The 22406-nt window shown below is 72.8% G+C and carries 21 protein-coding genes; 7 read left to right on the top strand and 14 right to left on the bottom strand.

The window, feature by feature from the left end; translation table 11 throughout:
• Positions 1-106: 106 nt before the first annotated feature.
• Entirely contained in the window at positions 107-1285 is a 1179-nt protein-coding gene (locus SH922_RS23220) for an acetyl-CoA acetyltransferase (protein ID WP_393059820.1), read from the top strand.
• A 90-nt stretch (positions 1286-1375) separates the two neighbouring features.
• Positions 1376-2041, top strand: a complete 666-nt coding sequence (locus SH922_RS23215) for a pyridoxal 5'-phosphate synthase (protein ID WP_393059819.1) — start codon at positions 1376-1378, stop codon at positions 2039-2041.
• A 26-nt stretch (positions 2042-2067) separates the two neighbouring features.
• Here SH922_RS23215 and SH922_RS23210 read toward each other — a convergent pair whose 3' ends face one another.
• Together SH922_RS23210 and SH922_RS23205 are read right to left on the bottom strand one after the other, a co-directional pair.
• Positions 2068-2247: a ferredoxin gene (locus tag SH922_RS23210; protein ID WP_393059818.1), complete on the bottom strand. Its 180-nt coding sequence runs from the start codon at positions 2245-2247 to the stop codon at positions 2068-2070.
• Between the two features lie 29 nt (positions 2248-2276).
• Positions 2277-3509: a cytochrome P450 gene (locus SH922_RS23205; protein WP_393059817.1), complete on the bottom strand. Its 1233-nt coding sequence runs from the start codon at positions 3507-3509 to the stop codon at positions 2277-2279.
• 179 nt (positions 3510-3688) lie between these two features.
• On the opposite strand from SH922_RS23205, the gene htpX reads away from it, so the two are divergent.
• Together htpX and SH922_RS23195 are read left to right on the top strand one after the other, a co-directional pair.
• Positions 3689-4600 (top strand): zinc metalloprotease HtpX, encoded by a 912-nt coding sequence (htpX, locus tag SH922_RS23200; protein WP_393059816.1) that lies wholly within the window; start codon positions 3689-3691, stop codon positions 4598-4600.
• Positions 4601-4609: 9 nt separating this feature from the next.
• A complete protein-coding gene (locus tag SH922_RS23195; protein ID WP_393059815.1) occupies positions 4610-5194 on the top strand; it encodes a hypothetical protein in 585 nt (194 codons plus the stop codon).
• A gap of 226 nt (positions 5195-5420) precedes the next feature.
• Here the strand turns inward: SH922_RS23195 and SH922_RS23190 are convergent, their stop codons facing one another.
• Positions 5421-6434 (bottom strand): helix-turn-helix transcriptional regulator, encoded by a 1014-nt coding sequence (locus SH922_RS23190; protein ID WP_393059814.1) that lies wholly within the window; start codon positions 6432-6434, stop codon positions 5421-5423.
• 150 nt (positions 6435-6584) lie between these two features.
• Between SH922_RS23190 and SH922_RS23185 the strand changes: the two genes are divergently transcribed.
• Positions 6585-7271, top strand: a complete 687-nt coding sequence (locus tag SH922_RS23185) for an alpha/beta fold hydrolase (protein ID WP_393059813.1) — start codon at positions 6585-6587, stop codon at positions 7269-7271.
• Positions 7272-7739: 468 nt separating this feature from the next.
• Here the strand turns inward: SH922_RS23185 and SH922_RS23180 are convergent, their stop codons facing one another.
• Positions 7740-8984, bottom strand: coding sequence for an MFS transporter (locus SH922_RS23180; protein ID WP_393059812.1), 1245 nt, complete (start codon positions 8982-8984; stop codon positions 7740-7742).
• A gap of 127 nt (positions 8985-9111) precedes the next feature.
• On the opposite strand from SH922_RS23180, the gene SH922_RS23175 reads away from it, so the two are divergent.
• The gene (locus SH922_RS23175) at positions 9112-10047 is read left to right on the top strand and encodes a LysR family transcriptional regulator (RefSeq protein ID WP_393059811.1); all 936 of its coding nucleotides are present in this window, start codon (positions 9112-9114) and stop codon (positions 10045-10047) included.
• 221 nt (positions 10048-10268) lie between these two features.
• On the opposite strand, the gene SH922_RS23170 is transcribed toward SH922_RS23175, so the two are convergent.
• A complete protein-coding gene (locus tag SH922_RS23170; protein WP_393059810.1) occupies positions 10269-10877 on the bottom strand; it encodes a TetR/AcrR family transcriptional regulator in 609 nt (202 codons plus the stop codon).
• A gap of 94 nt (positions 10878-10971) precedes the next feature.
• Between SH922_RS23170 and SH922_RS23165 the strand changes: the two genes are divergently transcribed.
• Entirely contained in the window at positions 10972-11721 is a 750-nt protein-coding gene (locus SH922_RS23165; RefSeq protein WP_393059809.1) for an SDR family NAD(P)-dependent oxidoreductase, read from the top strand.
• 89 nt (positions 11722-11810) lie between these two features.
• On the opposite strand, the gene SH922_RS23160 is transcribed toward SH922_RS23165, so the two are convergent.
• The 9 genes from SH922_RS23160 to SH922_RS23120 all read right to left on the bottom strand — a co-directional run bounded on the left by SH922_RS23160 (position 11811) and on the right by SH922_RS23120 (position 22403).
• Positions 11811-12584, bottom strand: coding sequence for an NADase-type glycan-binding domain-containing protein (locus SH922_RS23160; RefSeq protein ID WP_393059808.1), 774 nt, complete (start codon positions 12582-12584; stop codon positions 11811-11813).
• A 436-nt stretch (positions 12585-13020) separates the two neighbouring features.
• Entirely contained in the window at positions 13021-13584 is a 564-nt protein-coding gene (locus SH922_RS23155; RefSeq protein ID WP_393059807.1) for a phage tail protein I, read from the bottom strand.
• On the bottom strand, positions 13581-15542 hold the full coding sequence (locus SH922_RS23150) for a putative baseplate assembly protein (RefSeq protein ID WP_393059806.1): 1962 nt from the start codon (positions 15540-15542) through the stop codon (positions 13581-13583). The genes SH922_RS23155 and SH922_RS23150 overlap by 4 nt, the downstream gene beginning before the upstream one ends.
• Positions 15542-15979 (bottom strand): GPW/gp25 family protein, encoded by a 438-nt coding sequence (locus tag SH922_RS23145; RefSeq protein ID WP_393059805.1) that lies wholly within the window; start codon positions 15977-15979, stop codon positions 15542-15544. Before SH922_RS23145 ends, SH922_RS23150 begins: the two co-directional genes overlap by 1 nt.
• On the bottom strand, positions 15976-16293 hold the full coding sequence (locus SH922_RS23140) for a PAAR domain-containing protein (RefSeq protein WP_393059804.1): 318 nt from the start codon (positions 16291-16293) through the stop codon (positions 15976-15978). The genes SH922_RS23145 and SH922_RS23140 overlap by 4 nt, the downstream gene beginning before the upstream one ends.
• A 55-nt stretch (positions 16294-16348) precedes the next feature.
• On the bottom strand, positions 16349-18121 hold the full coding sequence (locus tag SH922_RS23135; RefSeq protein WP_393059803.1) for a VgrG-related protein: 1773 nt from the start codon (positions 18119-18121) through the stop codon (positions 16349-16351).
• Complete coding sequence (locus tag SH922_RS23130) at positions 18118-18792, bottom strand: LysM peptidoglycan-binding domain-containing protein (RefSeq protein ID WP_393063663.1); 675 nt, start codon at positions 18790-18792, stop codon at positions 18118-18120. The genes SH922_RS23135 and SH922_RS23130 overlap by 4 nt, the downstream gene beginning before the upstream one ends.
• A gap of 109 nt (positions 18793-18901) precedes the next feature.
• Positions 18902-19327 carry a phage tail protein gene (locus SH922_RS23125; RefSeq protein WP_326737971.1) on the bottom strand — a complete coding sequence of 142 codons (426 nt, stop codon included), beginning with the start codon at positions 19325-19327 and terminating at the stop codon, positions 18902-18904.
• An 82-nt stretch (positions 19328-19409) separates the two neighbouring features.
• Positions 19410-22403: a hypothetical protein gene (locus SH922_RS23120; protein ID WP_393059802.1), complete on the bottom strand. Its 2994-nt coding sequence runs from the start codon at positions 22401-22403 to the stop codon at positions 19410-19412.
• Positions 22404-22406: the final 3 nt, after the last annotated feature.

Here is a 22406-nt window from a genome sequence, read left to right as displayed (position 1 = left end):
GGGGTGAAGCAGCGAGATTCCCAGAGTCGCGCAACGCGACAGGGACCACAGGATCCGAGCCCCGCACGGCGGTTCACTCCCCCTGATCTGATGTACCGTCAGATTCATGCCTGCCACGCCCTCTTCCTGCCGCAAGGTCGCTGTCGTCGGCATATCCCTCGCCGACTGCGGACGCGTCGACACGGCCACGCCGTACACCCTGCACGCCCAGGCCGCCCGCCGCGCTCTCGCCGACTCGGGCCTGGACCGGTCGGTGGTCGACGGCTTCGCCTCCGCCGGCCTCGGCACGCTCGCCCCGGTCGAGGTCTCCGAGTACCTGGGGCTGAAACCCACCTGGGTGGACTCCACCTCCGTCGGCGGATCGACCTGGGAGGTCATGGCGGCTCATGCGGCGGACGCCATCGCCGCGGGCCGCGCCAACGCCGTACTTCTGGTGTACGGCTCGACGGCCCGGGCGGACATCAAGGCGGGCCGCCGCACGTCCAACCTCTCCTTCGGGGCCCGCGGCCCGCTCCAGTTCGAGGTGCCCTACGGCCACTCACTGATCGCCAAGTACGCGATGGCCGCCCGCCGCCACATGCACGAGTACGGCACCACCCTGGAGCAGCTCGCCGAGGTGGCGGTGCAGGCGCGGGCGAACGCGGCGGCCAACCCGGACGCGATGTTCCGCACGCCGGTCACGGTCGACGAGGTGCTGTCGGGCCCGATGATCGCCGACCCGTTCACTAAGCTGCACTGCTGCATCCGCAGCGACGGCGGCTGCGCGGTGCTGCTGGCGGCCGAGGAGTACGTACCGGACACGGCGAAGGCCCCCGTCTGGATCCTCGGCACCGGCGAGCACGTCTCGCACTCCACCATGTCGGAGTGGGACGACTTCACGGTCTCCCCCGCCGCCGTGTCCGGACGCCTCGCCTTCGAACGGGCGGGGGTGCGGCCCGCGGACATCGACCTGGCCGAGATCTACGACGCGTTCACCTATATGACGCTGGTGACGCTGGAGGACCTGGGTTTCTGCGCGAAGGGCGAGGGCGGGTCATTCATGGAGAAGGGCCGCACGGGCCTCACGGGCGAACTCCCGGTCAACACGGACGGAGGTGGCCTGTCCGCCTGCCACCCCGGGATGCGCGGACTGTTCCTGCTGGTGGAGGCGGTACGCCAGCTACGCGGCGAGGCGGGGGCCCGTCAGGTGCGCAAGGCGGGGGGCCGGCTGCCGGAACTGGCGGTGGCGTCGGGGACGGGCGGCTGGTTCTGCTCGTCGGGGACGGTGGTGCTGGGTCGGGGGTGAGGGGCCGGGCCTGCGTTCCGTCGCCAGGCCTGAAGAACTCGTCCGCCTCCACCCCCGATGATCCTGCCGCCCGTCCTGTGGAATGGAGCCATGAGCGACGCACAGAAGCCCTTCCTCGACCTCCTCCACGCCCAGCGCGTCTGGGACATCGAGCTCCCCGCCTTCGACCCGGCCGTGGCACCCCCCGCTCCCCTCCCCCTCTTCCACGCCTGGTTCGCCGAGGCGGTCACGGCCGGACAGGCCGAGCCGCACACGATGACGCTGGCCACCGTGGACACGGAGGGGCATCCGGACGTACGCACGCTGATGCTGCACGACGCCGACGAGCGCGGCTGGCACTTCGCCACGCACGCCACCAGCGCGAAGGGCCGTGAGCTCGCCGCCCGCCCGTACGCCGCGCTCGGCTTCTACTGGCCCGCGCAGGGCCGGCAGGTGCGGGTCCGGGGCCCCGTCACCGCCTGCTCCCCCGCCGAGAGCCGCGCCGATCTGCACGCCCGCTCGACCGGGGCGTTGGCCTCGGCGCTGGTGGGGCGGCAGAGCGAGGTGCTGGGCTCGACGGGAGAACTCGACCGGGCCTCGGACGCCGCGTGGCAGCGGGCGTCCGAGGAGCCGGACGCGGAGGTGGCGAGCTGGACGCGGTACGTGGTCGAGCCGCGCGAGGTCGAGTTCTTCCAGGGCGACGCCCGGCGGCGGCACGTCCGGCTGCGCTACCACCGGGACGGTACGGGCTGGGCGCGGGAGCTGCTCTGGCCCTGACAGCACCCGCCGCTCCGGGGCCCGGGTCAGTTGATCGTGATGGCCTGTACGGGACAGGCGCGGGCGGCTTCGCCGACCATGGGCCCGGGCTCGGCCTCCGGCAGGAGTTCGCTGAGCCCGTCGTCATCCTGGGTGAACACCTTCGGCGCGGCGAGCGCGCACTGCCCGGCCCCGATGCACACGTCCCGGTCGATATCGATCCCCATGTCCGTCCGTCCTTCCGCCCGGCTTCCGGTCACCACGTCACGGGCAGTTCGAGGAGCCCCTGCACCGTGTCCCCCGGTTTGAACGGGATCTCCTCGGCGGGCACCGCCGGCCTCAGTCCGGGCAGGCGGCCGAAGAGCGCGGGCAGCGCGATCTCCAGTTCGGCCCGCGCGAGGTTCTGGCCCAGACACTGATGGATGCCGAACCCGAAGGCGACGTGGTTGCGCGCATCGCGGCCGAGGTCCAGCTCGTCCGGCGACGGGTAGACGGCCTCGTCCCGGTTGATCACCGAGGCGGACAGCAGGACACCGTCGCCCGCCCGGATGGTCACCCCGTTCACCTCGATGTCCTCGACGGCCACCCGTGAGATCCCGTCGGCGATGGACAGGAAGCGGAGCAGTTCCTCGACCACCGAGGCCATCCCGGCGGCGCCCTCACGCATCAGGGCCAGCTGGTGCGGGTGCTGGAGAAGGGTGAGAGTGCCGAGCGAGATCATGTTCGCGGTCGTCTCGTGACCGGCCACGAGCAGGATCTGGGCCAGCCGCACCAGCTCGTCGAGGTCCACCGCCCCGGTCTCCAACTGCTTGGCGATGAGCTCGTCGAGCAGCCCCTCGCCCGGGTCGCGCCGCTTCCGCTCGATCAAGGTACGGAAGTACTCGTCGAGAGCTTCTCGCGCTGCGTCGACGTCGGAAGCCGCGGGGCCGCGCAGCAGCTTGCGGGACTGCACCTCGAAGAACTCGTGGTCCGCGTAGGGCACGCCGAGCAGCGCACAGATGACCATGGAGGGCACGGGCAGTGCGAAGGCGTTGACCAGCTCGGCCGGCGGCCCCTGCTCGGCCATCGCGTCGAGCAGCCGGTCGACGATCTCCTGGATGCTCGGCCGCAGTGCCGCCGCCCGCCGGACCGTGAAGCTCGGGATCAGCATCCGGCGCTGCACGTTGTGCTCCGGATCGTCGAGGCCGAACAGTTCGACGCGCCGCCGGGAGGTCTCCGCCAGCCGCGGGGCGAAGAACGGGAAGGCGGGATTCTCCCGGTCGGACGACAGCCTCGGGTCCACCAGCAGCGCCCGCGCCTCGGCGTGCCCGGTCACCAGCCACACTGGACGGCCGTCGAAGAGCCGGACGCGGGACACCGACTGCTGACCGCGGCTCGCGCTCGGATAGCCGGTCGGCGGGTGATAGGGGCAGGTGCGGTTCTGCGGGAAGGAGATGGTCCCGGTCTGTGTCTCGGTCTGCGTGTCTGTCTGCGTGTCTGTCTCTGTCATGGCGGACCTCGCGAGGAGAGGGGGGCGTCCTACCGATCACCCACCACTAGATGCCTCAGGCACCTAAACGGCTAGGTGATGTTCGGCCATATCCCCCGAAGCGCGCCACCTGCCCGCCCTTATCCGCTTTCGACAGCCGAGGAGCACTATGGGAGGCAGGTGAGGACTGGAGGTCACCGATGACCAAAACCCGTAGCCGGTACGCCCCCGACCGCGGTCTGACCACACGCATGGTCACCACCATGTTCCTGATCGGCCTGCTGTACGTGGTCCTGGTCGGCGTCCTGCTGGCCGTGCTCCGCGGTGCCTGGCCGATCATCCTGATCATCACCGGGGGCATGTTCGTCGCCCAGTTCTGGTTCAGCGACCGCATCGCGGCCTTCAGCATGGGCGCCCGCGAGGTCACGTCCGAACAGGCGCCGGAGCTGCACGGCGCCATCGACCGGATCTGCGCACTCGCCGACATGCCCAAGCCCCGGGTCGCCATCGCCGAGAGCGACGTACCGAACGCCTTCGCCACCGGCCGCAGCGAGAAGACCGCCCTCGTCTGCGCCACGACGGGTCTGCTGCGCAGACTGGAGCCGGAGGAGCTGGAGGGCGTCCTCGCCCACGAGATGTCGCACGTCGCGCACCGCGATGTCGCCGTCATGACGATCGCCTCGTTCCTCGGCGTCCTCGCCGGCATCATCACCCGTGTCGCGCTCTGGGGCGGCTTCTCCCGCAACAGCCGCAGCAATGACCCCATGGGTATCGCGATCATGCTGATCCCGCTGATCAGTGCGGTCGTCTACGCCCTGAGCTTCCTGCTGACCCGGCTGCTCTCGCGCTACCGCGAACTGTCCGCCGACCGCACGGCCGCCCTGCTCACCGGCCGCCCCTCGGCCCTCGCCTCCGCCCTCACCAAGGTCAGCGGGCAGATGGCCCGGATCCCGACGGAGGACCTTCGGAAGGCGGAGCCGTACAACGCCTTCTACTTCGTCCCGGCCTTCTCCTCCAAGGAGAGCATCGGCCGGCTGCTCTCCTCGCATCCGACGCTGGAACAGCGTCTGGACCAGCTGGCACGCATCTCCGCCGACCTGTCCCGCCCGTAAGGAGCCCCCGTGGGTCTGCTCGACACCATCCTGGGCCGCAGCAAGCCGGTCCGCCCCGACCTCGACCAGCTCTTCGCCGTCCCGTCCGCCGCCCTCACCCTCCAGGCGGCGACGGGTTTCGTCCCGACCGGACTCGGCTCCGTCTGCTTCGCGGGCGTGGAGGGTGCCACCTTCGCCCGTATCCAGGAGGACGTACGGGAGCTGCTGGACGCGGACACGGAGCGCGGCGGCATTCCGGTGGAGTTCAGCCGGGACGCGTACGGATACACCTGGCTGCTCGCCCGGCAGCCGGCCGAGGACATCGCGGCCCTGGTCAACGACCTGCACGCGGTCAACACCCTGCTCCAGGACGGCGGCTTCGGCCCGCAGCTGCTCTGCTCCCTGATCGGCTTCCGGGACGCGGAGGGCCGGCCGCTGGCCCTGGTCTACCTCTACAAGCGCGGCACGTTCTACCCGTTCGCCCCGGTGCCCGGCGGGGGCGAGAAGCGCGACAGCCAGCTGGAGTTGCAGGTCCGGGCCGCCCTCGGGGACGACCTGCGGGTGGAGAAGGACCTGGGGCGGTGGTTCCCGGTGTGGGGGGCGCCGGGGTTGTGAGACCCGTCGGCCACCGCACCGGGCTCGTCAGGCCACGGGCACGACCGGCGCGGCGCCCACGTCGCGATCAAGACGCGACAGGGGCACACCGCTGGACGCAGTGCCTGTGGGTACGGCGCCCGCAAGCAGTTCTCGTACGAGTTCGACTACGAGTTCGGCGCGGCTGTGAAGCTGTCGCCGTGCAGGCATGCGGTGAAGGCAGACCTCCGCCAGAGCCACCAGGAGTTCACTCGCCACCGACGCCTTGGCGCCAGCCCTGTCCCGCCCCCGATGCCGGTTCGGACACGGCCGCGCCAAGGCGGGACGCCAGGTCGGCAACCGCATCCCGAAGCTCCGTCCCGCCCACGACGTGGAAGGCGAAAGGGACCGCCGCCAGCCACTCCTGCGCGTACATCGCCGGGTTGCGGGTACTACCGACGAGCACGCAGTGCTCTCCCGCCGCCCCGACGGGTTCGAGCCGTCCCATCGACGGCCCGACCCACGGGACGACCCGCTCCACCGGTGCGTCGAAGAGCACCCGCGTGGGATAGGCCCATCCGGTGCCGAGGTTCTCCTCCAGCACCGTGACCGGGTCGAGGTCCTCCGGCATCCGGAACCCGACCGCACTCTCCTCGGCCGCCAGTACCCGATCGACCCGGTAGGTGCGCACGGCGTCCACGCGATGGGAATGGCAGAGCAGGTACCAGCGCGCCCGGCGTACGACGACCGCCCACGGGTCCACCTCCGCCTGCCACTGGTTGCCGGCCTCGCTCCGGTAGGTGATCACCACCCGCCGCTTGGACGCGATCGCGTCCACCAGGGCGCTCGTGACGGCGGGATCGGCGTAGACCGCACTCGGATCGGGCGCGGCAGCGGCATGCTCGCGCAGCGCGGCCGCCTGACGCCCGATCCCCTCGGGCAGCGCGTGGATGACCTTGCCGAGGGCGGAGCCGACGAGATCTCCGGGGTCGGTGGCGGCGGGCCTGCCGTCGAGCACCGCCATGACCAGGCTGAGCGCTTCGGTCTGGGTGAAGCTCACCGGCGGCAGCCTGGTCCCGCGCCGTAACTGGTAGCCACCGTGCGGGCCGCGCACGGAATCCACGGGGATGCCGGCCTCCCGGAGGATCGCGACGTAGCGACGTGCGGCGCGGTCGGTCACCCCGAGCCGCTCCGCGAGCTGCTCGGCCGTCGTGCCGGGGCGGATCCGCAGGATCTCAAGGGTGCGCAGCGCGCGGGCGGTGGGGCTCGTTCCAGTCTCCACCTCGGACAGCGTAGGCGGCTTCCTGACAATCAGGAAGCAGATCGTCCTGAACCTCTCCTAGCCTGGCAAAGCCCGGTCAGGCAGGCCGCGTCGACTCGACGCCTTCGGCTGCTGTCTCCGCTCCAACCTCGACGGAAAGTTGATCTCACTATGGAAATCCTGCTCATCGGTGGTCTGTGGCTGGACGGCACCGCATGGGACGCGGTGACACCGGCCCTTGAGACGCTCGGTCACCGCCCGCGGCCGGTGACCCTTCCGGGCCAGGGCGACGGACGCCCGTCCGCCACGCTCGACGAGCAGCTGGCGACGGTCCTCGCCGCCGTCGATGCAACGGCGGAAAAGCCCCTGCTCGTTGCGCACTCGGCCGCCTGCACCCTCGGCTGGCTGGCCGCTGACGCGCGCCCGGAGCGGGTGGCCAAGCTGGCGCTGATCGGCGGCTTCCCCAACGAGGACGGCCAGCCGTACGCCGACTTCTTCGCGATGCGCGACGGCGCCATGCCCTTCCCTGGCTGGGGCCCGTTCGAGGGTGCGGACAGCGCCGACCTCGACGAGGAACTGCGGCAGCGCATCGAAGCCGATGCCATCCCCGTCCCCGAGCAGGTGGCCAGGGGCGTGGTCCGGCTGTCGGACGAGCGCCGCTATGAGGTTCCGGTCGTGGTGGTCTGCCCGGAGTTCACCCCGGAGCAGGCCCGCGAATGGATCGCTGCCGGCGAGGCGCCGGAGCTCACCAGGGCCAAGCAGGTCGAGTTCGTCGACATCGACTCCGGCCACTGGCCGATGTTCACCAAGCCGGCCGAGCTCGCCCGCCTCCTTGGGGCAGTGGCAGCCGGGCACTGAGAACGGGGCTTTGACCGTGGGTTGCACCGTCCGCCGGCTGAACGCCTCGGCCTGGGACGCGTTCGCCGAACTCGTCGAAGGCAACAACGGCATGCTCGGCGGCTGTTGGTGCATCGGCTGCCACCGAGTGCGGTCGGCCGGGAATCGACCACCGCACTGTCCGGTCAGACAGTAGGCCCAGCATCAATGCCCGTGCCCGACGGCGGGGTTCGACCCGGGCGAACCGGCCGGCGATGCGTCCCGTTGCCTGGTCGAACATCGACCGCCACCGGGCGGGTATTGCGCCGGCATCCATGGCCACCGCCTGATCTTCGTTTGTCGACAACTCACGATGATCAACGGTGGCCGCAGCCGATTCCGCACCGGCCCCGACCAGCAAGATCACGATCTACGGCTTGAGTACCAGCGCGCGCAGCAGACGCCGGCGGCCCGGTACCGACTTTTGTTCATCGGCCTGCGCCGAGACCGTCATGAGGGGTTCCGGGCCGGTTCCGGCTCGCGCTGCGACGTCTGGTCGTGCCGGGGAAGCAGGAGCGGGGTGGTCAGCATGAGCAGTCCCGCGACCGTGAGGGCGGCGCGTGGGCCGGTGGCGTCGGCGAGCAGCCCGGCGAGCGCGGTGAGGACGGCGATGGACGCCTGCTGGCCGATCGACCAGGCCGACAAGGTGCGGGCGACGAGATGCCCGGGTGTCTGTTCGAGCCGGTAGGTGGCGAGCACCGGGGTGTACAGGCTCATGTTGATGATGATCGCCAGCTCGACCGCCATCACGGTGACGAGGCCGACGACGCCCGGACGGACGAAGGCCAGGCCGATCAGCCAGACGGCGCGCAGGGTGCCGACGGTCCGGAAGACCCAGGGGCGGCCGTGGCGGGCCACGACACGGCGGGCGAGCCGCGAGCCGATGAGCCCGCCGACGCAGGGAGCGGCGAAGGCGAGGCCGTACTGCCAGGGCGGGAAGCCGAGCTGGCGGAGGAGGAGCACGGCCAGCAGGGGTTCGGTGGCCATGATCAGACCGGTGACGAGCATCTGGTTGAGATAGAGAGCCCGCAGGCCGGGGTGCCCCATGATGTGTCGCCAGCCGTCGAGCAACGCGCCCGCCCGGGCCGGGTCCTTGCCGGGTTTCTGCGGCGCTTCCTCCGGGCCGCCGATCGCGGTGATGCACAGCGCGGAGAGCAGGTAGCTGAACGCGTCGGCCACGACGGTGACGACCGGACCGAACAGGCCGATCGCCGCCCCGCCCAGCGGTGGCCCGACCGCGATGGAGCTCCAGTTCGTGGACTCGAACCGCGCGTTGGCCACGAGCAGGTCGTCCGGCCGGACGAGGGCCTTGAGGCAGGCGCCACTGGACGCGTTGAAGGCGATCTTGGCTGCGGCGACCACGGCCGAGATCACGAGCAGCTGTACGAAACCGAGCAGCCCGAAGGCATAGGCGACCGGGATCGTCGCCATGACCACGAACCGGGTCAGGTCCATCGCGATCATGACCGAGCGCTTGCGACGGAACTCCACCCACGGCGCGAGGGGCAGCGCGATCAGCGCGCCCACCGCGGGCCCCACCGCCGACAGCGCGGACACCTCGGCGGGACCGGCGTCCAAGGCCAGCACAGCGATCAGCGGCAATGCACCGAACCCCAGCCCTGACCCATAGGCGCTCACCGCATACGCCGTCCACAGCCAGCCGAACCCCCGGCCCAACGGTCTCCTGCCCACCATGCGCAGCGCTCCCACCCGAACAAGCCGACGTTGACCCGGGAGAGCTAAGCGAGCATCACAGCCGCAGGTCAAACAACCGCACGGCCCACCACTCACAACCATCCGTTGTTCACTAAGGTGGATCGGCGTGGACCTCGAAGCAGTACGTACCTTCGTCGCCGTCGCGGAAGCGGGCCAGTTCCAGAAGGCCGCCGCCGACCTGTCGATCACCCAGCAGGCCGTCTCCAAGCGCATCGCCGCGCTGGAGCGCAGCCTCGGCGTGCGGTTGTTCACCCGCGCCCCCCGTGGCTCCGAGCTCACCATCGACGGACAGGCGTTCCTGCCCCACGCGCGCGAGCTGCTGCGCATCGCCGAGCGCTCGGTCGCGTCGGTGCGCCCCGGCCGTCGTCCGCTGCGCGTCGACGTGATCGCTTCGCGCAGCGCGCAGTCGGGCCTGATGCGGGGCTTCCACCGCGCGTACCCCGAGATCGAACTCGACGTGGTGATGCTGTTCGAGATCGAGGCGGCCGTCACCGCGATCCGGTCCGGTGCGATCGACGCGTCCTTCCGCGCCGTCGGTGCGCCCGGCCGGCCCCTTCCCGAGGACATCGAGTACGTCCGGGTGCTCGACGAGCCGCTCCAGCTCCTCACCGGCCCCGCCCACGCACTGGCGGGCGCCCGGTCGGTGACCGTCGCCCAGCTCGCCGGGCACCGGATCTGGATGCCCGGCATCGTGCCCGGTACCGAATGGGGTGCCTACTACGACGACCTCGTCGCCGGGTTCGGCCTCACCATCGAGGCGACCGGGCCCAACTTCGGCTCCGACGCGCTCCTCGACACCATCGCCGACACCCCGGCCCTGGCCACGTTCATGGGCGAGCACACCCGCCTCATCTGGCCCGCCGGCCACGGCCTGCGCCGCATCCCGGTGACCGACCCGGCGCCCGTCTACCCGCACTCGCTCCTCTGGCACCGCGACAACCCCCACCCGGCGCTGGCCACCCTCCGCGCCCACCTCGCCGCCACAGCGGCCCGCCCCGACGCCGCCGGGACCTGGACACCGGACTGGGTGAATCCGCACTGAACGTCCGGACACCCCCGTGCCCACGGGGCCTCTTGGTCAGCCGTTCGCGGCGTGCCCCGGGAACGCGGTCCAGGCGGCGGGGGCGACGGCGAAGGTGGGGCCCGTCGGTGACCTTGGAGTCGCGGACGTGGACGGTGTGGGGGCAGGCAACCACCTCGGAGCTGCCGCACGGAGTGGTGACGGCCCAACTCGTGCCCGGGGAGTAACGGGGGGCCGTGGCCTCAGGAGAGCGGCCAGTTACGCAAGGCGGCGTCGGCCATCCCCTGGAGTTCGTCGCGGCCGACACCGCTCGCGGCTTGCACCGCGATGCCGAAGGCCAAGGTGGTGACGTAGCGGGCCAGCAGTCCCGGATCGGTTTCCGGCGGCAGTTCGCCGTCGTCGACGGCCCGCTGGAACCGCGCCCGGACGGAGGAGCAGCCGTTGTTGCGCCAGGCGGCGAGGAGGTCACGGACTCCGCGCCCGGAGTCGCTGGCGGCCAGGGCGCCCTGGACGCCCAGGCACCCGTGGGGCCGGGCCGGGCGGGTGGTGGTCCGGACGGTACCGGCCAGGATCGCGGTGGCCGCGCCGAGGGCGGTGGGCTCTTCCAGGGCCCGGGTCAGGTAGGCGCCCGGCCCTTCCGTGTAGCGCTCCAGGGCCTTGCGGAACAGCTCCTCCTTGTTGCCGAAGGCCGCGTACATGCTGGTGGTGGAGATGCCCATCGCCTCGGTCAGGCCGGACAGGCTGGCCCCCTCGTAGCCGTGTTCCCAGAAGACCAGCATGGCGCGCTCAAGGGCTTCCTCGACGTCGAATCCTCGCGGCCTGCCGATCGGGGCGTTCTTCCTGGTCTCCACTCCCGCAGCCTACCTCTTCCGCATCGACCGATGCGGAAGTGCTACGGTTCGATTTCTGCATCGATCGATGCAGAACTTCGAGGAGGTTGTTCACATGGGATCGCTTGAGGGGAAGACCGCTCTCGTCACCGGCGGCGGCACCGGAATAGGCCTGGCCAGCGCCGTACGACTGGCGGCCGAGGGCGCACACGTGTTCATCACGGGCCGGCGCAAGCCCGAACTCGACGCGGCCGTCGAAACGATCGGTTCAGCCGCCACCGCCGTGATCGGCGACATCTCGAACCCGGCCGACCTGGACCGCCTCTACGAGACGATCCGCAGCCGGGGACGCGGCCTGGACGTACTGTTCGCGAATGCCTCCGTCGCCGCGTTCGTGACGCTTGAGCAGGTCACCGAGGAGCACTTCGACGCCCTCTTCGACATCAACGTCCGGGGGACGCTGTTCACCGTTCAGAAGGCGCTGCCCCTGCTCAACGACGGCGCCTCGGTCATCCTGAACGGCTCCACCAACGTGGACGTGGGCGCGGAGGCTTTCGGCGTGTACGCGGCGTCCAAGGCCGCCACCCGGTCGTTCGCCCGCACCTGGGCCAACGAGCTCAAGGGACGCGGCATCCGGGTCAACACCGTCACGCCGGGCCCGACCGATACCCCTGGCCTGTCGGGGCTCGCTCCCGACCCGGAGCAGGCCGCCGGCCTCAGGCAGCAACTGGCTGCGCACGTGCCGCTGGGCCGGCTCGGGCGCCCGGAGGAGATCGCCGCGGCCGTGGCCTTCCTCGCCTCCGAGCAGAGCAGCTTCATCACCGGTTCGAGCCTGTACGTCGACGGCGGCCTGAACCAGATCTGAGTTCCACGCTCCTGAGTTCCATGCCCACGAGTTCCACGCCGCGTATCCGGTGAAGGGGGGCGGCGTCGGACAGTCTCGCGGTGCCGCCCTCAGGTGCGCTTGAAGTACTCGATCTCCCCGAGGGCGATCGGGTGCCCGTCCCCTTGTCCTGCCGCTTCCCGCACGATGAACTGGATGGAGACGACATCACTGATGCCCGTCCGTACCGTCTGTTCGCCGGGCTTGTCGGTGAGTGTCCAGGGCTTCTCGTGGACCTTCCCGTCCTTCGTCATGATGCGTAGGTCCGCCTGTGTCGGCCTGGCGCCCTGCCGGAACGCCTCGGGTTTCGTCGACACCCCGGTGTGCACCGTGACGCCGACCAGCCGGAACGGCTTCTCGAACTCGGCGGTGAGCGAGGCGCCGGGCTTCGGGGCGCCCCAGTAGCTGTTCGTCACCCCGTCCACGGCCGACTTCGCGGGGTGGCCGGGGGCGGCGGCGCTCGCCGTGACGTCGGTGGGGCTGATCTCCCCCGTGCCGCCGAGCTTGTCCCGTACGTCCTCGACGACGTAACGCCCGGCCGGCACGAGCAGGAAGCCCGCGACCAGGATCCCGACGATCACCAGGGCCAGCACGCTCCCCCGCAGCAGCCGCCCCGACCCTGCCCGCACCTTGCGGTCGAACGGCCACCTGGTACGCCACCAGGGCAGCGCTTCGGCCTGCTCACCCGGCTTCAGCGGGGCTGCGCAGCTGCGGCAGAACCTGCGTCCCGGCCGGTTGGGTGTCCCGCACGACGGGCAGGGCGCACCGTCCGGCTCCTCGTTCGCCGCCACCGGCCTGACGACGGGGCGCTGGGCGATCGGCACACCGGGCTGTACGGCCACCACGGGCTCGTTCTCGGCCGGCGGTTCCGGCCGCACCGGGCCCGGCGGCGCCGGACGCACGGGGGTGGGCGGGGCCGGCGGGGGTACGGGGGTGGGCGGGGCCGCCGGTCGCACGGGGGTGGGCTCGGCCCGTCGTGCCGGGGTGGGCTCCGGATCGGCCGCCGCCTCCGGCTCGACTGCCGGGGGTCGCGGCAGTTCCTCCGCAGCCGGTGCGGGAGCGGGTGCGGGTACGGGGCGTGGGGCCGGTACCGGGGGCGGCGGCGAGGCCGCGGCCGCAGGCGGGGCGGCCGGCTCCGGGGCCGGAGGTTCTTCAACTTCCGGCACCGCAGCCTGGGTTCGGGCGCGGCGCGACGACCACCCCAGGTACGTACCGCAGCTTCCGCAGAAGTCCTCGTCCTCGCCGTTGGCGGCTCCGCACGCCGGGCACGAGCGCGTCACATCAGTCTCCTGTCTCGTCCGGTGCGCCTGGGAGGATCTCCACCCGGCAGGTGAGGTGAGCGGGGCACGAGGCCCGGACCACGGCCAGGACGCGGGCCGCGTCCACCGGCCTCCCGGCCGGCGCCCGGACCCGTACCAGCAGTTCCCCGGTCGGGGCGGGAGGGAGCTGTCCCTCCGGCTCCGACGACCAGGCGGCGCCGCCGCCGTCTTGGATGTCGGCCTCCACGCCGAAGCAGAGCCGGAGGTGTTCGGTGAGGCCGCGGCGGGTTCCGCGCCACCGGTGGAGCTCGACGGCACGGGCGACGACGGCCCGGCGCAGTTCCACCGGCCATGCGGGGTCGAAGTCGGCCCCGACCCAGGACGACAGCCAGGGCAGGAAGTCGTCCGGGGTCAGCGCGGGGTCGAAGTAGGCCGGGAGGTTGTCGAGGGTCGACAGCACGGGTGCCAGGACGGTATCGAGGCCCGCCGTGAAGCGCTGGGCGAGGTCGTCGTCCGCGTACAGGGCGGGCAGCAGCCCGCCGATCGGGTAGCGGCTGGGCAGCCCGGGGACCGCGGCCCTGGTCATGGACGCTCACCGGCCCCGGCCGCGGTGACGACGACCTGGTGCTGGTGGGAGAAGACGAGGGCGTTCGCGGCTACGTCGATCCGTTCGGCCGCCGCTCCCCGTCGTCCCGTGAGCGGGTCGGCGGGGAACAGCCGTACCTCGTCCACCAGGCGGGCTCCGCGCACGCCCTGCAGTACGGCGAAGATCTCGCCGTACTGCACGGGCTTGCCGAAGGGCCAGCCGGTCCGGTCCGCGCCGCCCCGCAGTGGGTCGATGTGGCGGAACAGCGCGTCGAGTGCCTCGGCGCGGACTCGGTCCACATCGCCGTCGGCCGCCACCAGTTCGGCGACGACGGTGACGCCCTGGTAGGCGGGCGGCTCCACGATCAGCCGGGTGCCGACCAGTCGCCGTTCGTCGAGCCGCCCGGCGACCGCCGCCAGCACCGAGTCCGGGGGGATCAGCTGCTCGAACCGCAGCCGGCCGCCTTCGTCGGGGACCGCGTCGGGCACCACCAGGACGCGCACCGCACCGCCCTCGCCCGTGACGGCGGGCAGGCAGCGGACCCTGCGCAGCGAGGGCGCGGCCTCGCGGGCGATGACCTCGTGGTCCTCGGCCGTGACCGCCCGTTCCTGGACCCGGAGGATGTGGGGCGCACGCACCTTGGCGTTCTCGACGCTCTCGCCCTCGACCCCGCCGCGGGCCGCCTCGCGGTTGTCGACGCCGGCGACGTACGGCACCGAGCTGCGCAGGACCCGGATGGCGCCGCGGGCCACGTTCCCGGCCGACCCGCCGCCCGTCCGGTAGCGGGGGATGCGGAGTTGGGCGCCCTTGGGGGGCACGGCCCCGTAGACACGCATCGTGCCGTCCGCTTCGCGGACCTCCGGCGGGAAGGCGAACTCGCCGTTGACGGCGTCGATCCGTACGTGCCTGTCGTCCGGGGACGAGGCGCCGAAGTGCTCCACCGGTGTCCAGACCTGCCAGCCCTCGGCGGAGGACACCTGGACGACGGGCGGCTCCCCGTCCAGCAGGAGTGGCACCCTGCTCACGGAGAACCTCTGGCCGGCGACCCCTTCGGAGGTGCCGAGCGGTACGTCGAGGACGGTCTCCGCGTGTTCGACGCCGGTGGTGCCGCCGACGGTGAACACCTCGGCCTCCCGGATCGTCGGCGACTCCGAGTAGAAGGGCTGGCCCGGTTCCGGGGCGGTGACCCGGCAGCGCAGCCACCCGGCCCGGACTCCGGCCGTCACCGAGGCCGTGTGCCCGGCTGGGACGAACACGGTGACCTCACCGGGCTTGTTCAGCCCTCCGGTGCTGTCGGTCCCCGTCAGGCAGGGCACCCAGCGGGCGCCGTCCCACGCCTCCCACACCAGCGGCGGCTGCCGGGGGTCGACGCCGACGCCCTCCACCCGGCTGTCGAGGCGTACGGCGACGATGCACCGGGGTACGGCGGTGGGCAGCCCGAACAGCAGGGCGTCGCCCGGCTCCGGCCGGGACTGGAAGCAGGGGATGTCCTTGCCCGCACCCAGCGGCGCGGTGCGGTCGGTCTGGTCTCCGGACGCGGGGGCGGTGACCAGCCTGATCAGTGAACTCGGCACGATCGCCAGGTCATCGGCGGTCGAGAAGACCACCGCCTCCTCCGTCTCGCCCCGGGCGGTGGCGACCTCCGTTCCGGCCGGGAGCCGCACGGTGTCCGGCTGGGGCGCGGACAGCCAGAAGTCGACGTCGGCGCGGGCGACCGTCGGCGGGAACAGCTGCACGCCCAGCAGGTCGAGGAAGGCGGAGTAGTTCCGGTCGGGCACCCGGTTCAGCCGGTACAGCAGCTGGTCGACCATGTACGCGAACGTCTCGATGAGCGTGACCCCGGGGTCCGAGACGTTGTGGTCGGTCCATTCGGGAGAGCGCTGCTGGACGTACCGCTTGGCCTCGTCGACGAGTTGCTGGAAGCGCCGGTCGTCCAGGTTGGGGGAGGGCAGGGACATCAGGCCGCCCCCGCTTCTTCGGAACTCGCCTCGGGGCTCCCGGAGGACGGGATGGTGTAGAAGGGGAAGACGAGGTTGCGCAGGTCGTTGGTGGACCGCACGGTGTAGTGCACGTCGATGTAGAGGGTTCCCTCGTCGACGGTGTCGAAGGCGACCACCACGTCCGTCACCTCGATGCGTGGCTCCCAGCGCTCCAGCGACGTACGCACCTCGTGAGCTATGCGCCCGGCAGTGGCGCCGTCGCCGGGCGCGAAGACGTAGTCGTGGATGCCGCAGCCGAACTCGGGCCGCATCGGCCGCTCCCCCGGTGCGGTGCCGAGCACCAGAGCGATGGCCTCCTCGATCTCCTGGTCCCGCTCGACCATGCCGATGCCGCCCGTGGCGCCGACCCGCAGCGGGAAGCCCCAGCCGCGGCCGATGAATCCGCCCGTGCTCACAGCGGTCCTCCGATCAGGACGTTCGGCGCGCCGCTGATGATCTTGGCGCCGCAGCTGGTGGTGTCTCCCATGCGGGCGGCCGGCAGTCCGCCGATCAGGACCATGCCGCCGGCCGCTGCGGCCGGGTTCGGCATGACGACGTTGCCCGGTCCGAGCAGGGCGTGCGGCGGGATGACGCACACGTGCAGGCTGCCGGTGACCGCAGCCGGCCGGCCGCCGATCAGCACGGTGGCCACGGCCACCGCACCCGGTGGCGGGGTGCCGATGAGTCCTCCGTGGACGGTGGGGTCGCCCGTGCGGGCTGCGGGGGGCATGGCTGCTGTTCTCCTTGCTGGGCCGGGAAGTCGTACCGGTGGGCGGGTTCGGGGGTCAGTTGATCCGGATGAGCCTGGCCTTGAGGACGGCGAGCAGTCCGCCGTCCACGGTGACCCCGGTCTTGCCGTTGATGGTCACCGAGGCTCCCTTCACGTTCACGTTCCCCGTACCGGCGTCGAGCGTGATCCCGGACCGGCCGAGGGAGAGGGAACTCAGCACCCGGGAGGTGCCGCGGGCGAACACCTTCAGCGCGATCTCGCCCTTCCGCTCGTCCAGGGTGACCTCCAACTGCTTGTCCCCGGTGGCGAGCCGCACTCCGGACGGGCCGCGCGGGGCGTCGAGCAGCTCGATCCTGTTGCCCGAACGGGACACCAGGGAGCGTCGGTTGACCTTTCCGCTGGTCGGGTCGACCAGCGGCACGTCGTGGGGCGACGGCTTGTCGACGCCGTTGTAGAGGCCGCCCAGCACGTAGGGGCTGTCCAGCAGGCCCTGTTCGAAGCCGACCAGCACCTCGTCGTTGACCTCGGGGCTGAACACCCCGCCGCCGCCCTGGCCGCCCCACTGCACCGTACGGACCCAGTCGGACACATACGTGTCGTCGAGCCAGGGGAACTTCAGCCGGACCGAACCGCGTTCGCCCTTGCCCTTGCCCTCGCGGATGTCGGTGACCACTCCGATCGCGAGGCCCGGAATGCGGGGGCCGCGCGGGGATACGTCGCCGCCGCCGGTGAGCCCGGTCAGGGAGCGGTCGGGGGCGGCGCTGACCAGGACGGTCGTGCGGTAGCCGCCGTGCGGGTCGAGGACGTGATGGGCCGCCGTCGCCGTGTAGCGGCCGGCGAACGCGGGTCCGACGTTGCCGAGGGCGACCGGTTCACCGGCCCGCAGCCGGGGGTTGCCTTCGGCGACCGCCTCGATCTCCCCGAAGCCGGAGCTGACCCGTGCGGCCACCGCGCCGGCGACCGAACCGGCCTCGGCCTGGGTCCGGTACGGGGTGTCGGCAACCGTCATCCGGGCCTTCGGGCCGAACGCCCCGGCCGCGACGGACGGGCTCATCCCGGGGACCACCGTGGTGGAGCGGACTGACGGCTCGCGTGCCACGAGCCGGGTCTTGGTCTCCACGTCCCAGCCGCGCACCTCGACGCTGTCCGCCCCGTCCGCGCCGGTCAGCACGGCGCGCAGGGCCAGCAGGTTGCGCCCGTACTCCAGCACCATCGGATGCCGGGTGGCGGAGGTGGAGGGCGAGGGCGCCGAGGCGGCGGGCTTCGGCTTCACGAACTGCAACAGGCCCTTCTCGTCCACCCGTACGTGCGCGCCGCTCTCGCCCGCGAGGTACTGGAGGAAGTCCCAGTCCGAGACGTTGGGCTGGGTGAGCTGCTTGTACATGACGGGTGCCGCTTCGACCTTCCCGCAGGTGAGTCCGGCACCGGCGGCGACCTTGCGGACGATGTCGGCGGCCTTCATGTTGCGGAAGGCCACCACCTTCCGCCCGCGCTGGAGCCGGTGGGCCTTGGAGAAGGCGCGGACGACGGTGAAGGAGCCGGTGGTGTCGCTGTCGAGTTCGAGTGCGGTGACCTCGCCGGTGAACAGCCGCTCACGCGCCCGCTCCTGGACCGTGACCACCGAGATCTTCAACGGTGTGCCGATGGTGATTCCGGTGGCGGTGAGCAGCGTGTGGTAGGGGTCCCGGTACGTCAGTACGGCGGTGTCCGGAAGGCCGACGTTCTCGTCGACCGCACAGCTCACGAGCTGGGCCGCCCAGGCCTGGGGGAGCTCGGCGGGCGCCTCGACGATCGGGTCGGCGGCGAAGGAACGGGCGGGTGCGGTCACCGGGTGCCCTCCGGGGCGTGGTCTTCCAGTCCGGGCACGAGGAGTTCCGTGCCCGGGGCCAGTTGCATGGGGTCGTCGATGTCGTTGGCCTCGGCGATCGTGCGCCACGCGGTGGCGTCTCCGTATTCGCGCCAGGCGAGCAGCGGCAGGCTGTCACCGGCGACGACCCGGTGGGTACGGCGTGCCTCCCGCGATCCGGACGTGGGGTTCTGGCCGGCCGGGTCGACGCTCGCCTCCTCGATCGAGAGGGAGCAGGTGGCGCGCAGCGGCTTCCCGTCGACGTCGAACAGCGTGTACGAGACGGAGAGGCTCGACAGGACCCCGTCGAACGACGTCGTCTTCGACGTTCCCCAGTCGAAGCGCACCCAGGGGCTCGACGGCTTCTTGCGGCCCAGGCTGCTCGGGGTGGGCACGCAGGCCGTCATCAGCTGCTCCACCGCCTTCTCCACCGAGTTGTCGTGGGTGGCGGTGGCGTCCAGGAAGACGTCCAGGGACAGCGACCGGGGCCCGCTGCCCACGAACTCCGGCAGCGCGGACTCGCCGGCCGTCCGGGAGGGGGTGCGCCGCCACTCGGTGCTCTTGCTCAGGGAGAGCGTCGCCGGATTGAACTGCAGCGTGAGCCGGGCAAGGGTGCCGGCCGGTTTGGCTCCCACGTCCGCCGGCGGTTCCATGATGGTCAGCTGGGCACGGGCACGGCTTGTACGGGCAGTCGCTGCCACGGAGTTCCTCCTTCCTGCTCGTCCACGTCATCGGCTCGGGCACTGCGGAACGGACGGCCCATCAGGACGGCACCAGGCCTTCGTGCGCGATCTCCAGGGTCTCGATCGCCGCCTCGGAACTGGACGGGTCGAAGGAGGGCCCCTGCCAGCGCACCGGCACGATGCCCTGGACCTGCCAGCTGATGATCCGGCTGAGGTCCGGACGGAGCGCGACGATCTCGCCGTCCTTGCGTTCCACCCGCTGGGTCGTCTCGTTCAGCCATCGCGCGATCTTCAGCGTGTCGGCGGTGACGGGGCGGGTCAGCGTGATGTTGGTCCAGGTGATCCGCCCCGGCAGCTGCCAGGTGAAGCCGTTGTTGCCGCCCTCGGCGTACTGCTCCAGCTCCACCTCTGCACCCAGCCCCGAGCAGGTGTGGAAGGCCCCGAGGTCGCTCCCCCCGATGGCGAGCTTGAAGAACACGCTCGTCGCGAAGATGTTGTCCGTCATGTGCTTCTCTTCTTCTTCTCTGCTGTCCGTGGGGTGGCGGGCGGGTTCTCTGCGGTCCGTGGGGTGCCGTCGGGTGCGGGCCTCAGCGGCGGCCGTCGTGCAGCCGTCCGGAGCGCTCCCGTCCTCTGCGCAGGTCCGCCCGGATCAGCCTGCTGACCGGGTCGAGCAGCCGGCGGGCCAGTTCCTCGATGTCCACGCCGCCGGTGGCCTCGTCCGATCGCGGCGTTCCGCCGGCTTCCGGTGCGGTCGTGGCGGGGGTACGGGCCGGCTTGGGCTGCACCGCCCGTACCGGGACCCCGGCGAGCCCCGCCTCGTCCACCGCGCGCTGGAGCGCCTGGGCCCGGGAGCCCGGGGCACGGTTGCCGGGGGCAGGGCTCCGGGGCGCGGGGCTTCCCGGGGCTCCGCCGGGCCGGACCGGGGCGGGGCGTGAGGCGCGTACGGCGAGCTCCTGCGGTGCACCGGACGGGGCGTCGCTCGCCGGCGCGGGCCCGGTGGCGGGTACGCCGGTTTCGGGTACCACCGGCATTTGGAGGCGCTGCACCGGCACGGCGGCGCCCCCGGGCCGGGCGGATCCGGGCGGATGCGGGCGCACTACGGGGACGGGCGGTGCCGCGGAGGGCCCGGGCGGGGCGGACTGCGGTGCGGGGGACGGCGGTTCGGCCCGGCGGGTGGCGGGGGGCCCGGATGGTTCCCGGCCGGGCGGATGGTCGCCGGGCGGGGGCGGCACGGAAGGGGCGGCGCCACGCGCCGAGCGCTGGACCAGGCGTACGAGGGAGCGGACGGAGGGCCGGACGGACCTGGCCGTGGCGGGGCTGCCGGCGCTCCCGGCCTTCCCGCCTTCGCCCGGTGCATGTGCTCGCGGGGCGGTACGGCGTGAGCCTGAGGAGCGCGGGGGCACCTGCGCCCGGGCGCTCGGACTCGGGTCGCCGGCCGACGGGCCACTGCCCGATGAGCTGCCGGCCGACGGGCTGCCGGCGGACTGAGTGCCTGTCACGGACCGCTGGACCGTGGCGCCGGGGGTCCGACGCTCCGGTCCTGCGGGCGTGACGGCGTCCGGGGTGGTCCGGGTGTCCCGCCGCTCCTCTGCCCGCGTGCCGCCGCCGCCGGCCGGGGGCGGCCCGTCGGAGCCCGGCCGCCGGACGTCGCGCCGCCAGGTCGCCGCCACGACCGGCCGCGTGGTGGCGGCCGATACCGGTGCCGTGAAGCCCTCGGCCGCACCGGTATTCACGGTCAGCGTCCGTGCGGTGAGCAGGGCGCGCGACCGCTGGACGGCCACCGGCGCGGGACCTCCTCCCACGGCAGGCCCCGGCGCCTGTCCCTCGGGCCCTCGCGGGGCGATCCGCCGGATGCGTACCGGAGAGGGCGCAGTGGCCGGGGCCGTGGGAGTGGACGGCGTGACCGTGGTCGTGGACGTGCGGGTGGTGTCCGCGGCCCGTTGGACGGCCGCCGGCTGCCCGGAAGGGGAAGCGGACCCGGCGCCGGGGTGGGCCGGAGGGCGCAGGGGCATTCCGGTGTGCGCCTGCGCGGAGGGCGCGGACGTCGGCGGCTCCCCCGCCTGCGGGCCGCCCGGCAGCGGGCCCGTGGTTCCGGGCCGCGCGCGACGGGGGTCCCCGAGCAGCGGGGCGTCGTGCGAGGTGCCGGCGGTCGGCGGAAGGGAGGAGAGGGGTGCGCCGAGCCCGCCCCTGATGCGGGCCTGCGAAGCCGGGCCGCGGGGCGCGAGGGCGGAGGCGTCGTCCGGTGCGGACGCACCCGTGCGGCGTGCGGGGGTTGCGGGTGCGGGCTGAACGACCGGCGAAGGACCAGGTGTGCCGGCCCGCGTGGTGGCGGGCCCGGATGCCGGGGCGGCACCGGGAACCGAAGGCTGTCGCCCCGCCACCTGGCGCTCCGTCGGCGGCCGGCTCTCCTGGCGTCCCGCCGTGCCCTGTTCCGGTTGCCCCTGCGCCTGCGGCCTCCCCCGCCCCGGGAAGGGGGTCGCCGGAGCGGGGGAAGCGGCCGTGGGAGCGGCCGTCTCCGGCGTCTGCCGCTGGACCACGGGCAGGGCCGGGTCCTGCGGCACGGCTGAGCCGGAGGGTGCGCCGCCGTCCCTGCCGGACGGGCCGAAGGGAGCCACGCCGGGCGGAAGTTGACGCAGAGGCCTGCCCAGGGCGGGACGTACGGGAGGTCCGGCAGGCCCGCCCGGGGAACGCTCGGGCGGGACGCCGGGCAGGCGCGCCCCGGGCTGCACGCTCGCGGAGTCCGTACGGCCGGGCCCGGCCGCCGGCTCGGCCCGCGTGGCCGGTGCGGACGCTCCGGCAGGCACGACGGCGGCGAGGTTCCGCAGGGCCGTCGCCGGCCGGCGGGCGACGATCAGGGACGGCGCGGTGCGCCGGGGCCGGACCGGGGCAGGCCGCGCCTGCGGCGACGCGGCGGTGGGTGCGGGAGTGGTGGTGGGTCCGGTGCCCGCGGACGCGGGGGCGACGGGGGCCGCTGCGGCCTTGGCGGTCGCCCCGGTCCTGGCGGTCGCCCCGGCCACGGGGGCCGCCTCGCCCAAGCCGGGCGGCCGGCCCGCCGGTTCACGCCCGGCGGTGCTCCGGGACTGCGTGCCGCCCGGCCTCTGGACGGCTGCCGGGGTCCGTTGCCCGGCAGGCGTACGCCCCGGGGCGGTGGACGGAGCGGCCTGGACCGGCTCCTCCTGTCCGCCGGCAGCGGCGCGCAGGAGAAGGGGCGGCGTTCCGGGGGCGGTGGGACGGGCGACACCCGGCCGCGCCACACCGTGGATGAGGCCCACCGGCGCGGAGGGCAGGACGGCGTGGCCGAGCTCGCCTCCGTACGCGACGTTCTGCCACGAGGCGAGCCGGGACCTGAAGCGCAGTCCGTCGCTCACCCCGATCGAGGACCGGGCGACGGTCACGACGGGTGGCGCGACCCGCCGCCAGCCGCCGTCCCAGTCCGCGTCCGGACGCGCGGGCCGGACGGCCTCCGGCACGGCAGCCGCGGGTTCCGTACCGTCTCCGGTGCCGTCCCCCGCAGGCCCCGAGCCGGGCGGGCCGGCGGCCTGCCGCCGGCTCCCCCTGCCGAACCAGTCCCTGAACTCCACGCC

The organism is Streptomyces sp. LN549 (genome assembly GCF_043203805.1).
Taxonomy (GTDB): Bacteria; Actinomycetota; Actinomycetes; order Streptomycetales; family Streptomycetaceae; genus Streptomyces.
The sequence above is the reverse complement of the archived record's forward strand: the minus strand, read 5'-3'. Positions and strand labels throughout refer to the sequence as shown.

What these genes read in the sequence shown, in the direction of transcription:
- SH922_RS23205 (WP_393059817.1), bottom strand. Translation starts at nt 3,509, where the DNA reads ATGACAGAGACAGACACGCAGACAGACACGCAGACCGAGACACAGACC.
- SH922_RS23130 (WP_393063663.1), bottom strand. Translation starts at nt 18,792, where the DNA reads ATGGAACCGCCGGCGGACGTGGGAGCCAAACCGGCCGGCACCCTTGCC.
- SH922_RS23185 (WP_393059813.1), top strand. Translation starts at nt 6,585, where the DNA reads ATGGAAATCCTGCTCATCGGTGGTCTGTGGCTGGACGGCACCGCATGG.
- SH922_RS23155 (WP_393059807.1), bottom strand. Translation starts at nt 13,584, where the DNA reads ATGACCAGGGCCGCGGTCCCCGGGCTGCCCAGCCGCTACCCGATCGGC.
- htpX (WP_393059816.1), top strand. Translation starts at nt 3,689, where the DNA reads ATGACCAAAACCCGTAGCCGGTACGCCCCCGACCGCGGTCTGACCACA.
- SH922_RS23210 (WP_393059818.1), bottom strand. Translation starts at nt 2,247, where the DNA reads ATGGGGATCGATATCGACCGGGACGTGTGCATCGGGGCCGGGCAGTGC.
- SH922_RS23215 (WP_393059819.1), top strand. Translation starts at nt 1,376, where the DNA reads ATGAGCGACGCACAGAAGCCCTTCCTCGACCTCCTCCACGCCCAGCGC.
- SH922_RS23220 (WP_393059820.1), top strand. Translation starts at nt 107, where the DNA reads ATGCCTGCCACGCCCTCTTCCTGCCGCAAGGTCGCTGTCGTCGGCATA.
- SH922_RS23180 (WP_393059812.1), bottom strand. Translation starts at nt 8,984, where the DNA reads ATGGTGGGCAGGAGACCGTTGGGCCGGGGGTTCGGCTGGCTGTGGACG.
- SH922_RS23125 (WP_326737971.1), bottom strand. Translation starts at nt 19,327, where the DNA reads ATGACGGACAACATCTTCGCGACGAGCGTGTTCTTCAAGCTCGCCATC.
- SH922_RS23150 (WP_393059806.1), bottom strand. Translation starts at nt 15,542, where the DNA reads ATGTCCCTGCCCTCCCCCAACCTGGACGACCGGCGCTTCCAGCAACTC.
- SH922_RS23165 (WP_393059809.1), top strand. Translation starts at nt 10,972, where the DNA reads ATGGGATCGCTTGAGGGGAAGACCGCTCTCGTCACCGGCGGCGGCACC.
- SH922_RS23140 (WP_393059804.1), bottom strand. Translation starts at nt 16,293, where the DNA reads ATGCCCCCCGCAGCCCGCACGGGCGACCCCACCGTCCACGGAGGACTC.